The sequence below is a fragment of the Streptomyces sp. NPDC005551 genome (assembly GCF_042871785.1).
GTDB lineage: Bacteria > Actinomycetota > Actinomycetes > Streptomycetales > Streptomycetaceae > Streptomyces.
In genome coordinates this window covers 129,117-142,614 of sequence record NZ_JBIAJE010000006.1, presented here as the reverse complement: position 1 = coordinate 142,614, position 13,498 = coordinate 129,117, and the positions used below count along the sequence as shown (strand labels likewise).

The window sequence follows — 13,498 nt, the reverse complement described above, 5'->3', positions numbered from 1 at the left end:
CGCCCGCGGTCACCCGGCCCAGCCCTCCCGGTACGCCGCCCAGTCCTCCTCGTGGGCCGCGAAGTCGACGTACAGGGCCACGCCGAAGCGGGTGCGGGTGCGGTCCGTGCGGGAGAGGCCGAGGCGGGTGCCGCGGACCGCTGCGGCGACCGTCTCGGCGGACTCGTGATGGCTCATGTCGTCCTCGTGGAAGAAGGGCAGCCCCATCAGCAGGTCCGTCGACTCGGGCGTGACTTCGAGGGCGAGGGAGGTCTGCTGGGCGACGTAGCCGCCGAACAGGCTCTCCAGCGGCAGCGCGGTGTCGTACGTCATGACGGCGATCTGGTCGACCCGGCGGGCAACCTGCCCGAAGTACGCCTGCGACCACCACTTGGGGTGTCCCGTCAGGGCGCCCCGTACGGAGTTGGCCGCCGGGAGCGGGTCGATCTGGTGGGCGGCGACGGACAGCGGGACGCCCTCGGCGCGGGTGACCCGGCGCAGGCCGTCCAGCAGGGAGAGGTAGTTACGGTCGCCCGAGTGCAGGGGTTCCAGATCGAAGTGGGCACCGTCGAAGCCGGCCGCGAGGATCTGCCGGGTGGAGCGGACGACCGCGGCCCGGGTCGCCTCCCGCTCCAGTCGCATCCCGTGCGGCCCCTCACTCGCGAGCGCGTCGCCAAGCCAGGCCTGGACACGGACGCCCGGCAGTTCGCGGTGCACGGCCGTGATCAGCCAACGGGCCCTCGGATACGCCGACCGGGGCAGCGTCCCGTCGTGCTCCAGCGGTCCCGCGTGCACGTACAGGTCCCGGATCCCGGTCCTTCGCAGCCGCCGGGCCAGGTCCCCGACGTCCGCGTCCCGTTTCCGCCCGTCGACCCAGGCGTGCCCCAGCCAGAGGGCGTCCCGGTCGCGGGTCCGGGTGCCCGGGGCCGGGTCTCCCGCGTAGTTGACCCGCAGGGCGATGCCGGCCGCCAGCACCGGGAGCAGCAGGACGGTCACGAGGGCGAGCGCGACGCGTCTTGGCCACCTCAGCGACGGCCGCCGCCACAGGTCCAGCACCCGCCGCCGCCACCCGGCGACGGCGGACGGACGTGCCCGGTCCGCACCGGGGACTCCGGGCAACCCCTTGTCGCCCTCGGCGCCGCTGTCCCCCTCAGCGCCGATGGCGTCGGACGGTGACCGTGCTCCGTCCTCGCCCGGCTTCCCGGGACGGTCCGGCCGGGGCTGTCCCCCGGCTTCGTCGTCACTGCCGTTCGCCGCGTTCCGCGGATCCGATGTGCCCGGCCCCGTGTGCATCCCCCACGCCCCTCCGCCGCTCCCCCGAACCCCCCGTACCTTAGACGCCGCACCCCGACGGCGGACCGCTCGCGCCGTCGCGCAGGGGGCCATACGCTCCCAGAGGTGACGTCACTCCTCAGCCGCGGCCGGGCACGGGCGGCGTACGCCCTCGCCGGGGGGATGATGGCGGCGGGCTGGCTGCTCCCGCCGGTCGCGGCGACGGCGGCCGAGGGCCCGGCGGCCGGTGCGGCCGAGCGGCCGGATGCCACCGCCGCACCTCCCGCACGGCCGTCGCCCCCCGGCCATGGAGCCGCTGACCCCGCCGACGAGAACGAGACGTCCGGCGCCGACCTGGTGCTGCCCCTCGCCACGGTGACCGTCGCGGGGGCGCTTGCCGCGTACGGGTACCTGCGGCGCACCCGGCGCGCCCGTACCCGTACGACGCCCGGCGGTGCCCCCCGGCCCCGCGCAGACGCCACACCCGGCTCACCCGGGTCACCCGGGCGGGGCGAACCGCCGGATCCGCCGAGTGACGGTCGGTGAGGGTCGGTGAGGGTCGGTGAGGGTCAGAACAGGCTGAGCAGGGCCTCGGCCGGGTCCGCGAGACTGGTCTCCCCGTCGGGGAGCGGGAGTTCGAACCAGACCGTCTTGCCGCGGGGCGTCCGACGAGAACCCCAGGCCGCGGAGAGCAGCCCGACCAACTGGAGGCCACGCCCGCCCTCGTCGGTGTCGCGCGCCCGGCGCCTGCGCGGCTGGACGAGCCCGGCGTCCCAGACCTCGCACACCAGCGTCCGGTCGAGCAGCAGCCGCAGCCGGATCTCACCCTCGCCGTACCGCAGGGCGTTCGTCACCAGTTCGCTGACCAGCAGTTCCGCCGTGTCGATGAGGGGTTCCAGGTCCCAGGACTGGAGCCGGGCGCGCGCGTACTCACGGGCGCGGCCCACGCTGCGCGGCTCGCGCGGCAGCGTCCAGTCGCCGACGGAGTCGGCGGGCAGCCCCTGGACACGCGCCATGAGCAGCGCGATGTCGTCCTCGCCGTGGTGGGTGTCGAGGGTGCTGAGGACGTGGTCGCAGACGTCCTCCAGGGGGTCGGTCGGGTCGGTGAGGGCGCCGACGAACGCCTGGAGTCCCTCGTCGAGCGGATGGTCGCGCGATTCGACCAGTCCGTCCGTGTAGAGCGCGAGCAGAGCGCCCTCCGGCAGCTCGACCTCGACCTCCTCGAAGGGTTCGCCGCCGACCCCGAGAGGCATGCCCGGCGGCACGTCGAGCATCAGCGCGGTCTCGCCGGGCTCGACCAGCACCGGCGGCAGGTGGCCCGCGTTGGCGAAGGTGCACCGCCGGGTGACGGAGTCGTAGACCGCGTACACGCAGGTGGCGAGGTACACCTCGGACAGGTCGGCGTCGCGGGGCTGGCGGGCCGCGCGGGTGGCCTGCTGGACGCCGCCGGGGGTGCCGAGCCCGCGGGCGATCTCGTCCAGCGCCGAGAGCACCTCGGCCGGTTCGAGGTCCAGCAGCGCCAGGGTCCGTACGGCGGTGCGCAGCTCCCCCATCGCGACGGCGGCCCGCAGACCGCGGCCCATGACGTCGCCGACGACCAGCGCCGTGCGGTGTCCCGGGAGTTCGATGACGTCGAACCAGTCGCCGCCGACCTCGGTGGCCGCGTTGCCCGGGAGATAGCGGCAGGCGATGTCCAGGCCGGAGGCCTCGGGGTCGCCTGGGGGCAGCAGGGAGCGCTGCAGCATCAGCGCCCGCTCGTGCTCACGCCGGTACAGGCGGGCGTTGTCGATGCAGACGGCGGCCCGCGCGGCCAGCTCGACGGCGAGGGCGCGGTCCCGTTCGCCGAACGGCTCGCTGCCCTTCGTACGGGAGAACTGGGCCAGTCCCACGACGGTGTCGTGCGCGACCATCGGCACGGCGAGCGTGGACTGTATGGGACCGCTCTCGTCGGCGGGTATGTGCTGCGGGCGCGCGGTGCGCAGGGCGTCCGCGCAGGGCGAGTTGAAGGGGTAGTGGTGCACGGCCCCGACGGCCACGGGCACGGGCCCGCCGTCGAAGGGTGCGTCGGAGACGGCGCTGGAGAAGGCGACGCGGCGCAGTTCCGCGCTGCCGTCGGCAAGGCCGGGCGGGGTCTCGTCGCCGGCCAGCAGCCCCTGGTAGAGGTCGACGGTCGCGAGGTCGCAGAAGCCGGGGACGACGACGTCGAGGAGTTCGCGGGCGGTGGTCTCGAGGTCGAGGGAGTTCCCTATGCGGGCGCCGGCCTCGTTCAGGAGGGCCAGGTTGCGGCGGGCCGCGGCGGCCTCGCGGGCGGCGGCGCGACGGCGGGTGATGTCGGTTCCCAGCCACGCGATCCCGATGGGGCGGCCGGTGCCGCTGTGCACGCGGTAGAGGTTGACGGACCAGTGGCGGCGCTCGTCGGAGTCGGGCACCTGGCCCGTGACGTGCATGTCGGTGATGGAGTTGCCCGTCTCCAGGACGCGCCGCAGCGTCGCGGAGACGCGCTCGGCCTCCGAGCGCGGCAGGTAGTCGTGGACGGTTCGGCCGCGGTGGTCGTCGACGCCGCCGCCGAAGACCGAGGCGAACCGCTCGTTGGCCCGGCGGATCCGCAGGTCGCTGTCGATCAGCAGGAAGCCGAAGGGAGATTGACCGAAAATCGCCTGCGAGGCGGCGAGGTCCGTCTCGATGCGGCGCAGGGTGCGCACGTCCACGACGATGCAGACGGCGGCCCGCTCGCCGTGCTCGGTCGTGGTGGGCATCACGTAGACCTCGGCGAGGCCTTCAACGGGGCCGCCGTCCTCGGCGGGGGCCGGCAGCCGGAAGGGCACCACGCCGGTCCACTCGCGACCGTCGAGGATCTCCGTCATCTTGCGGTGGCCGCGCTCGCGCTGGTCGGAGGCGACGAAGGCCTCGATGGGATCCATGCCGACGGCCTGCCCGGCGGAGATCCCGAAGAGGTGCTCGGCACGCAGGCTCCACTGGTCGACGAGCCCGTCGGGACCGATGGAGAACGAGGCGACCTTGATGTAGTCGTAGATCGAGCCGGGCGGACTGCTCTGCCACATCGCGTCGCCCGCGCCCTCCGCGTAGCCCACGGTGCCGCCGGACCCGTCGGGCGGGACCTCGCCCGCCGCGGCGTCGGCCCTGGCGCGGTCCGACGGATCCTCGGACTCCGTGGCCTTCGCTGGTATCTCGCTCACGCGAACCGTCCCCTCCAGCTCACCGCGTCCGGCACCGGTCACCGGGGGCGGCTGCCCGCAGTATCCAGCACTACGGCCCCGCACAACACGGTGTTCACGATCACAGCACGGTCCCGATGATTTTCGGACCGGCCGCCTCATACTTCCAGTCTTCTAACCAGGTGAGGCCCAGTCGAACCAAAGTCTCCGGGCCGCACCCCTGGCCGGATCCTGTCGATCCCGCCGCGCATCGGCGTCCCAAGGCCGGCGCACTCCGGCCGGGTGCCCGCGCACCGGCGCCCCATGCGCCCGCAGTGCGCCCTCGCGCCTGTCGCGCGCCGTCATCCGGGGACCGCCAGTTCGAACCAGACGGTCTTGCCGACGTCCCCGGGCCGCATGCCCCAGCGGAGCGAGGAGCCTGCGACGAGCTGGAGGCCGCGGCCTCCCTCGTCGTCCGGCCGGGCGGTCCGTTCGCAGGGCAGGTCGGGCAGCGGGTCGGAGACCTCGACGAGCAGGGCGTCCGGCAACCCGGTGGGCCGCAGCAGCCGGACGCCGATGGGTCCGGTGGCGTGCCGCAGGGAATTGGTGACCAGCTCGCTGACCAGCAGGGCGGTGATGTCACCGAGGGCGTCGAGCTCCCAGGTGCGCAGCTGGCCGCGGACAAGTGCGCGAGCGCTGCGTACGGCGCCCGGTTCCGCGGGAAAGGTCCACTCGGCGCATTCGCCGTCGGTGTGGAGCACGCCGATCACTTCCCGGCCAGAAGAAGCTCACCCATGTCCGCTTTCGTGGGGTTAATGGGCACATACCCTATATCCGGGCCGCCTTACCGCCTTTGTCGGTGCACTGTGGCACGAACGGCGTACGCAGGCGCCGGGCCCGGGGGTGGTGTGCGCCCCGGTGCCGGGGCCGGCCGGATGCCGGGGGCCGGTCAGGCGCCGGGGGCCCACCGGGGCAGGGTGGCCCGTACGGCGGGGACGTCCTGATCGAGCCAGTCCACGTCCCCGATCTCGTCCGGCGTCAGCCAGCGCAGCTCGTCGTGGTCCTGGAGCGGCTGCGGCGCGGCCGAGCGGGGGAGCAGGCGCGCGGTCCACACGCGCAGGACGTACCCGGGTTTCAGTGGCCACTCCCCCGGGACGCGGTCGACGGGCTCCGCCTCGATGCCGAGTTCCTCGCGCAGCTCGCGGACGAGGGCGGCTTCGGGGGCCTCGTCCGGCTCGACCTTCCCGCCGGGCAGTTCCCAGCGGCCGGCCAGTTCGGGAGGGGCGCTGCGGCGCGCGGCGAGCAGACGCCCGCCGCTCAGCAGGGCGGCGGCGACCACCACGGTCCGTTCGGTCATGCGCCGGAGCCTACGGGAGCGGCGCGGGACGCCGGAAGGCGGAGCCTGCGGGGAACGGGTGCGGCACCCGGGCTCCAGGGCTCCCCTGGTCACGGGAGCCGTGCGGGACTCCGGGGCGGCGGGGCCTACGGGAGCGGTACGAGGGGCAGGGGGCGGCTCCGGGCGCCCGGCCCGCGGATCACCCGGTGCCGTTCGGTCCGATGCGCTCGACCCAGTAGAGCTGCCGGTGGCCGCGGGCGTCGAGGCTGTCGGCGATCTTCTGGGCCTCGGCGCGGGTCGCGTACCGGCCGACGCGGTAGCGATTGCCGTTGTCGTCCTGCCGTATGACGAGCCAGGGGAGAGTGATCGTGCCGTCGTTCATCGCCCGCCTCCACTTGCCGCCCCTGGCCTGCTCCGCACCCCGCTCGGTAAGGAAACCGCAATCCGCATATGCCCGAGCCTACGCCCAACCTTCACGCAGCGAATACGGGTTTTCACAAAGAGGTACGCAACCGGCCAAGGCACAGGGGGCGCACGCCGTCGTCCGCGCCGTCGGCCGCCGGCCGGACACCTGTCGAGCCGCACAAGAGCAGCACCCGAGCAGGAGGGAGGACGGGCCGGGGCGACGCCGGAGAACGGCCAGTTTCCAACCGCGCGGACCCACAGGCCGCTTGGCGGCCTCCGGCTCGCGCACGACACTCGCGCGCGACACCGCGAGCCCCCCAACGGCCCCAGCGGACCGGCTACCTGACCGGCAGGTGATACGCCACGCGATAGCGGTCCGCCGGCACCACGACGTCGGCCGTCTCCACCGGCCGCCCCGACGCGTAGTAGGTCCGCTGGACCACCAGGACGACGTGGCCGGGGACACCGCCCAGCGTGAACAGCTCCTCGGCGAGACCGGGGCGCGCCCCGACCTCCTCCGTGACGTTGTCCACGATCACGTCGATGGCGGCCATGCGCTCGACGACGCCCATGCCGCCGAGCGGGCCCTCCTCCGGGAGCATGACCGGGGTGCGGCCCGTGACGGCGAGCGGCTCCCACGAGGTGGAGAGCATCATCGCCTCGCCGGCGTCCCGGAAGACGTACTTCGTGCACATCACGCGGTCGCCGGGCTTGATGCCGAGGCGCTCGGCGATCGCGCCGCCCGCCTCGGCCTGCTCGCTGCGCGATTCCCACGTGCCGCGCGCGGAGACCTCCGCCTGCTCCTGGCGGAAAGGGGTCGCGCCGCTGTCCGGGCGGTAGCCGGAGCGGGCGACGCGGCGCGGGACGGGGCGCTCCCGGACGTACGTGCCGGACCCGGAGCGGCCCTCGACCAGGCCCTCGGCCATCAGCACCTTGCGCGCCTCCAGGGCGACGGTGTCCGAGACTCCGTACTCCTCGCGGATCCGGGCCTGGGAGGGGAGACGGGTGTGCGGGGGAAGTGAACCGTCGACGATCTTCTTGCGGAGATCACCCGCGACGCGCAGGTACGCCGGCTGCTCACCGAATGTCACTGGCCGCTCCCATCAGGTTGTACAGACAGCAACAGCCTGGCAACCCTGGGTTCTCCCGTGCAAGCAAAGGCCAGAGAATCACTCGATGTGATGACATGGGGCCGGTAAGGGCTTTACGCAGGCACTTTCTCCCCGCTATAGGGGTCGTCACACCTCCAGTCCGGCACCGGCTCCCCCGTCGCCCTCACCACCGTCCTCCTCCTCGTGGGCGGGCGGGGTGGTGTCGAGGCCCAGAGCCTCGCGTGCCGTGACCGTCCGGTGGGGGTCGATGAGCTTCGAACCCTTCTCGTAGGGCGGGTAGAAGGCCTCCGCGTCCGCCGCCCCGGCCGCCTCGGACCACTGCTTGCCCGCCGCTTCGAGGTCCTCGACGAGGGCGGCCACGGCCTTCTCCGCCCCGGGGGCGAAGGTGTGGCCGCGCAGCAGGTCCGCCTGCTCGGCGAGCGCGCCCGACATCCGGGTCGCCCACTTCCGGTGACCGGGCAGGTCGTCCTCGACGTACTTCGCCTCGGGTGCCGAGTCCATCGCCGTGTCGAGGACGCGCGCTGCCTCGAGGTAGGCCAGCTGGTCCGCGTCGAGCGTGGTGCCGTCGCTGCGGAGCGAGCCGGTCAGGCCGCCCTTCCCGTCCGTGTTCCCGAACATGCAGGTGATCTCGCGGTCGCCCAGGTTCCAGCTCTGCCGGGTCGGGGTGAAGTAGTAGACGTCGACGTCGTCGGGGACGGCCCAGTAGTCCATGGCGTACTGGTCCTGGAGCGCGTAGCACTTCGTGTCGGCGGTGTCGGTGATCTCGTCCTCGCCGGGGTAACCGCCCGGCGGCATGGTGAAGTCGGCGAACACCTCGGCGTCGTGCTCGCCCTCGCACGGCACCCGGTCGACGTCGTACGCGTAGCCTTCGAGGGAACCGCCCGGCGCGTTGAAGCACTCCCCCTTGCCGACGGAGAAGGTGACCTCGGACCCCTCGGCCGCCGCTTCCCGGAAGCCCTTCCAGAAGTCGTCGGCACCGCCTGTCGCGACGGTGAGCACGAGCAGTACGAGACCGATCGACGACATGACGATCCCGCCCACCGCCAGGCCCGTGCCCCGCTCGCCGCGCCGCTTGATCTGCCGCAGCGCGACGATCCCGAGGACCAGTCCCATGGCGGGCAGGAAGCACAGGACGCCGAGCACGAGGGCGACGATCGCCAGGCCGTTCACGGGCGCCGGGCGGTTGTACGGGGAATAGCCCTGACCCCAGGCCTGGTAGGGCCGCTGGGGGTACGGAGTCTGCGGGTACGGAGCCTGCGGGTACTGCGGCGGGTACGGGCCTTGGGACCGCTCGGACCCGGGCGGCGGGGGTATGGCCACTAGTACCTTGCTCCTCGTGCGGGTGTACGGACGGCCGAGCGCCAGTCGTACGGCTGGGCGAATGGTAAGCGGGGCACGGACGGGGGCGGTATGCGCGTCACGAACGCGACGATCCGGGCGGTGAACGGCCTCACCGCGAGGTGGGCGGAGACCGTGTCCGGCGCGACGGTGTTCTCCGCGGCCGGGGTGTGGCCCCTGCTGGGGCTCCTCGCGGACGGGGCCGGCGGCGCGGCGCGGGCCGAGCTGACGGAGGCGGTCGGCCTGCCGGCGGAGGAATCCGCTGCCCGGGCGCGGGAGTTGCTGGGCGCGCTCGCGGACATGCGGGGCCTCGAATCGGCGCTCGGAGTGTGGACCCTGCGCACGCTGGAGCTGCGGGAGGCGTGGGAGGCCGGGCTGCCGGCGGGGACGCACGGGGTGCTCACCGGCGTCGAGGACACCGACCGGGAGTCCCTGGACGCCTGGGCGGCGAAACGGACCGGCGGCCGGATCCGGCGCATGCCCGTCGCCCTCACCGACCGCACCGAGATGGTGCTCGCCGGCGCGCTGACCCTGCGCACCGACTGGTTCCGGCCCTTCTCGGAGTCTCCCCTGTGCCCGGAGTCCGGGCCGTGGCGGGACCGCGTGCTGGAGGGGCTGTGGCGCACGTCCGCCCTGCTGGACCGGGCCGGGGTCGCGGACACACCGCACGGCGCGCTGACCGAGGTGAAGGTCCTCGGCACGACCGGCCTCGACGTCCACCTCCTGCTCGGTGAGGAGCGGATGAGCCCCGGCCAGGTGCTGGGCGAGGGCGTGCGTGTCCTCGCCGGCGAGCGGCCCGTCGTGCCCGGACCCGGGCTGCCGTACGGCGAGGCGGGCCCCGGCCTGCGGGTGGAACGCGAGCGCTGCGCGGCGCCCCGGCCGCCGTCCCTGGAGGTCACGACCGTGCCGTTCACGCTGTCCGCCGAGCACGACCTGCTGTGCCGGCACGAGTTGTTCGGCCTCACCACGGCGCGGGACGACCGCTACGGGCACTTCCCCGGGATCAGCGGCCGGCCGCTGTGTGTGGGCTCGGCCCGCCAGGCCGCCACGGCGACGTTCGGCGCCCTCGGTTTCCGCGCCGCGGCGGTGACCGCCGTCGCGGCGGCGGCCGGCTCGGCGCCGTCCCGGCTGAGGCACGTCACGACGAGCGTCGGCGCCACGTTCGACCGCCCCTTCGGATTCCTGGCGGTGCACCGCCGTACGCGCCTCGTCCTCGCGGCGGGCTGGGTCGACGACCCGGAGCCCTGCCGCGAGGACGAGGCATCTCACTGAAGACGCGTCAGAACTGGAGGGCCCAGGCGTCGATCTTCCCGGTGTCCGCCGACGCGTTGTCGCTCACGCGCAGCTTCCACGTGCCGTTGGCCACCTCCGAGGAGGCGTTCACCGAGTACGTGGTGTCGATGTTGTCCGCGCTGCCACCGGTCCCGTACGCCTTGAGCGTGTACGCCGAGCCGTCGGGGGCGATCAGCTGGACCTGGAGGTCGCCGATGTAGGTGTGCACGATGTGGACCTCGACCGACAGCGCGGAGGGCGCGTTGCCCAGGACTCCGCTGACGGTCACCGGCGACTCGGCCGTGGCGTTGTCGGCGATCGCGTAGTCACCGGTGTTCTCGAAGCGCGCGCCGGGCGGGGTCGTCGTGCCGCCGCCGACGTTCAGGAGGCGGTTGGGCGAGCCGGTGCCCGGGTTGGTGACGACGCCCGTCGAGGCGGCGGCGACCAGGCCCGAGGCGACCTGAGCGGGCGTGGAGCCGGGGTGGTCGGCGAGGTACAGCGCCGCCGCGCCCGTCACGTGCGGGGTCGCCATCGACGTACCGGAGATGGTGTTGGTCGCCGTGTCGCTGGTGTTCCACGACGAGGTGATCGAGGAGCCGGGGGCGAAGATGTCCAGCGCGGAACCGTAGTTGGAGAAGCTGGAGCGGGCGTCGGAGGACGTGGTCGAGCCGACGGTGATGGCCTCGGCGACCCGCGCGGGCGAGTAGTTGGAGGCGTTCGCGCCGTCGTTGCCCGCGGCCACGGCGAAGGTGACGCCGGAGGCGATGGCGTTGCGCACGGCCGTGTCGAGCGCGCTGTCCGCGCCGCCGCCGAGCGACATGTTGGCGACCGAGGGGCCGCTGTGGTTCCGGGCCACCCAGTCGATGCCCGCGACGACCTGCGCGGTCGTGCCGGATCCCGCGTTGTTGAGCACCCGGACGCCGACGATCTTCGCCTTCTTGGCGACGCCGTACGCGGTGCCGGCCACCGTGCCGGCGACGTGCGTACCGTGGCCGTTGCCGTCCTGCGCGGTGTTGTCGTTGTCGACGGCGTCGTAGCCGTACGAGGCACGGCCGCCGAAGTCGCTGTGCGTGATGCGTACGCCGGTGTCGACGATGTAGGCGGTCACCCCCTGCCCGGCGCTGTCCGGGTAGGTGTACTTGCTGTCGAGCGGCAGGGCCTTCTGGTCGATGCGGTCCAGTCCCCAGGAGGGCGGGTTCGTCTGGGTCGCGTTGATGTGGAAGGTGCGGTTCTGGACCACGGAGGCGACGGCCGGGTCCGCGGCGAACCGTTTCGCCTCGGTGGGGGTCGCCTCGACCGCGTAGCCGTTCAGGGCCTTGGTGTACGTGCGCTCGATCTCGGCGCCGTAGGTCTTGGCGAGGGCCTTGCCCCGGGCCGAGGACGACTTCGCGGCCTGCGGGTCCAGGGTCACGATGTAGCTGTTCGCGACCGCGTCGGCGTCGCCGGCGTACTGGATGCGGCCCTCGCGGGCGGGGGCCGCGTTCGCGGGGAGTGCCGAGACGATGCCGAGTACGAGGGCCGCGGCTGCCGCGCCGGCCAGTCTTCGGCGGGTGTGACGCATCACTGCCATCTGAGGGATCCTCCTCGATCGGTGGTGCGCTGGGGGGGATGGTGCACGAAACCGAAACGGCAGGGGCATGACAACCTGGTGCGGCTTTTCCCTGGCGTCAGCCGAAAGATTGAGGCTTCCACAGGAATTGCACAAGGGTCCTGCACGGCCGTAACGCGAGTGCCATATGCCTGTCATGACAGACCGTCACCAATAGGCCGATCTAACCTGCGGTCATGACACCCTTGCCGGATTGTTTCTGCCCCACGGACGGCACCCGCGTCCCCGCCGGCTCGCTCGCCTGGCGCTGCCCGGCCTGCGGCGGTCCGCTGGACCTGGACTTCTCCCCGACGCCCGCCTCGCTCAAATCCCTGTCCGGGCGCGTCAACTCGCTCTGGCGGTACGCGGAGTGCCTGCCGCTCGCCGCCCCCACGGTCAGCCTCGGCGAGGGCCGCACCCCCCTGGTGCCGCTGCGCGACGGCATCTCGGCGAAGCTCGACTTCCTGATGCCGACGCTGTCCTTCAAGGACCGCGGCGCGGTGCTGCTGGCCGAGCTCGCACTGCGGCTGCGGCCCCACCGGGTGGTCGCCGACAGCAGCGGCAACGCGGGCACGGCGATCGCCGCGTACTGCGCACGGGCCGCGCTGCCGTGCACGGTGTACGTCCCCGCGGGCACCTCGCCGAAGAAACTGGAGCAGATCGAGGCGCACGGGGCGCGGCTGCACGTGGTGGACGGCGACCGCGAGGACACGGCGGCCGCCGTGCGGGAGGCGGCGGACGACCCGGAGACGTTCTACGCCTCCCACGTCTTCAACCCGTACTTCCTGCACGGCACGAAGACCTACGTCCACGAGCTGTGGGAGGCCCTCGACGGGCGACTCCCGGACATCCTCGTCGTCCCCGTCGGCAACGGCACGCTGCTCCTCGGCGCGGCCCTCGCCGTCGCGGAGCTGCACGCCGCCGGGTTCATCGACCGGCGGCCCGCCCTGTACGCGGTCCAGGCGGCCGCGGTGGCTCCGCTGGCCCGCGCCTGGGCCGAGGGCGCCGACGACCTGGTCGGCGTCACGGCCGCGGCGCCCACCTTCGCGGAGGGCATCGCGATCCCCAGGCCGCCGCGCGCCCGCCAGATCCTGCGGGCGGTACGGGAGTCGGGCGGCACGTTCCTCACGGTGACGGAGGACCAGATCCGGCACGCGCAGACGGACCTGGCGTCGCGGGGACTGTACGTCGAGTCGACGGGGGTCGCGTGCTGGGCGGCCGTACGGGAGGAGCAGCTCGGGGGGCGCACGGCGGTGGTGCCGTTGTGCGGGGCGGGGGCGAAGACGGGGTTGGCCGGGGGTAGCGGCTGACGGGAGGGCGGGCGGAGGTAGCGGCTGGCGGGAGGGCGGGCGGAGGTTCTCAGCCCGTGCGGCGCCGGGGGGCGAGCACCTCAGCGCGCTGCGCCGCCCGGCGCGGGGTACGCGGCGGCGCGTCCGCGCCGTACGTACGTCCGTGCCGTACGTGGGTCGCGTCGGCCGCCGTGCGTGGGCCCCGAGGACTCCGGCGTCACCCCGGCCGGGGTTCTCAGGGCCGTTCGTCTTCGAGGAGGCCGACGCAGCGGCCCAGCAGGGCGACGAGTGCCGTGCGCTCCTCGTCCGTGAACTCCGCGGCCAGCGCCCGCTCGACCCGCACCGCCCGCGCGTCCGCGTCGGCCAGGACGGCCCGGCCCTCGTCGGTGAGCCGCGTCTCCAGCACGTTGCGGTGCCACTCGTGCGGCGTGCGCTCGATGAGGCCGCGGTCCTGGAGGTTCTTCAGGACCGTGTTCATCGTGGGCGGGGTGACCCCACACAGGCGGGCCAGCGCGGCGGCCGAGATGCCGGCGTTCGCGCCGAGGTGGAGCAGGGCCGCGTACTGCGCGACGGTCAGGCCGGCCGGCTTGAGGACGGCGGTCTTGGTCGCGTTGAGAGCCTGCTCGGCCCGCTTGATGTGGGAGCCGAGCCGCTCGGCCGCGGGCATGGACGTCATGTCCGCATCGTATCGACCACCCGCTACCGAGCCTTCTTGCGAACATAAACACCTTGACGATCATTAGAGCTCTAAC

At 73.4% G+C, this 13,498-nt stretch carries 12 protein-coding genes; 3 read left to right on the top strand and 9 right to left on the bottom strand.

What is annotated here, in order from left to right; translation table 11 throughout:
• Window positions 1-9: 9 nt before the first annotated feature.
• Complete coding sequence (locus ACFYP4_RS18700) at window positions 10-1,272, bottom strand: hypothetical protein (RefSeq protein WP_388786363.1); 1,263 nt, start codon at window positions 1,270-1,272, stop codon at window positions 10-12.
• A 105-nt stretch (window positions 1,273-1,377) separates the two neighbouring features.
• Here ACFYP4_RS18700 and ACFYP4_RS18695 point away from each other — a divergent pair, with 105 nt between their 5' ends.
• Complete coding sequence (locus ACFYP4_RS18695; protein WP_358850263.1) at window positions 1,378-1,797, top strand: hypothetical protein; 420 nt, start codon at window positions 1,378-1,380, stop codon at window positions 1,795-1,797.
• A 23-nt stretch (window positions 1,798-1,820) separates the two neighbouring features.
• On the opposite strand, the gene ACFYP4_RS18690 is transcribed toward ACFYP4_RS18695, so the two are convergent.
• The 6 genes from ACFYP4_RS18690 to ACFYP4_RS18665 all read right to left on the bottom strand — a co-directional run bounded on the left by ACFYP4_RS18690 (window position 1,821) and on the right by ACFYP4_RS18665 (window position 8,579).
• The gene (locus ACFYP4_RS18690) at window positions 1,821-4,448 is read right to left on the bottom strand and encodes a SpoIIE family protein phosphatase (RefSeq protein ID WP_358850264.1); all 2,628 of its coding nucleotides are present in this window, start codon (window positions 4,446-4,448) and stop codon (window positions 1,821-1,823) included.
• A 320-nt stretch (window positions 4,449-4,768) separates the two neighbouring features.
• Entirely contained in the window at window positions 4,769-5,176 is a 408-nt protein-coding gene (locus tag ACFYP4_RS18685; protein WP_358850265.1) for an ATP-binding protein, read from the bottom strand.
• Window positions 5,177-5,355: 179 nt separating this feature from the next.
• Window positions 5,356-5,763, bottom strand: a complete 408-nt coding sequence (locus ACFYP4_RS18680) for a (deoxy)nucleoside triphosphate pyrophosphohydrolase (protein WP_358850266.1) — start codon at window positions 5,761-5,763, stop codon at window positions 5,356-5,358.
• Between the two features lie 178 nt (window positions 5,764-5,941).
• On the bottom strand, window positions 5,942-6,124 hold the full coding sequence (locus ACFYP4_RS18675) for an SPOR domain-containing protein (protein WP_358850267.1): 183 nt from the start codon (window positions 6,122-6,124) through the stop codon (window positions 5,942-5,944).
• Window positions 6,125-6,485: 361 nt separating this feature from the next.
• Complete coding sequence (locus tag ACFYP4_RS18670) at window positions 6,486-7,238, bottom strand: GntR family transcriptional regulator (protein WP_358850268.1); 753 nt, start codon at window positions 7,236-7,238, stop codon at window positions 6,486-6,488.
• Window positions 7,239-7,385: 147 nt separating this feature from the next.
• Complete coding sequence (locus ACFYP4_RS18665; protein WP_358850269.1) at window positions 7,386-8,579, bottom strand: DUF4190 domain-containing protein; 1,194 nt, start codon at window positions 8,577-8,579, stop codon at window positions 7,386-7,388.
• Between the two features lie 90 nt (window positions 8,580-8,669).
• On the opposite strand from ACFYP4_RS18665, the gene ACFYP4_RS18660 reads away from it, so the two are divergent.
• On the top strand, window positions 8,670-9,869 hold the full coding sequence (locus ACFYP4_RS18660; RefSeq protein ID WP_388786359.1) for a serpin family protein: 1,200 nt from the start codon (window positions 8,670-8,672) through the stop codon (window positions 9,867-9,869).
• Between the two features lie 7 nt (window positions 9,870-9,876).
• Here ACFYP4_RS18660 and ACFYP4_RS18655 read toward each other — a convergent pair whose 3' ends face one another.
• Window positions 9,877-11,439 (bottom strand): S8 family serine peptidase, encoded by a 1,563-nt coding sequence (locus ACFYP4_RS18655; protein ID WP_358850271.1) that lies wholly within the window; start codon window positions 11,437-11,439, stop codon window positions 9,877-9,879.
• Between the two features lie 215 nt (window positions 11,440-11,654).
• On the opposite strand from ACFYP4_RS18655, the gene ACFYP4_RS18650 reads away from it, so the two are divergent.
• A complete protein-coding gene (locus tag ACFYP4_RS18650) occupies window positions 11,655-12,767 on the top strand; it encodes a pyridoxal-phosphate dependent enzyme (protein WP_358850272.1) in 1,113 nt (370 codons plus the stop codon).
• A gap of 214 nt (window positions 12,768-12,981) precedes the next feature.
• On the opposite strand, the gene ACFYP4_RS18645 is transcribed toward ACFYP4_RS18650, so the two are convergent.
• Window positions 12,982-13,422: a MarR family transcriptional regulator gene (locus ACFYP4_RS18645; protein ID WP_358850273.1), complete on the bottom strand. Its 441-nt coding sequence runs from the start codon at window positions 13,420-13,422 to the stop codon at window positions 12,982-12,984.
• Window positions 13,423-13,498: the final 76 nt, after the last annotated feature.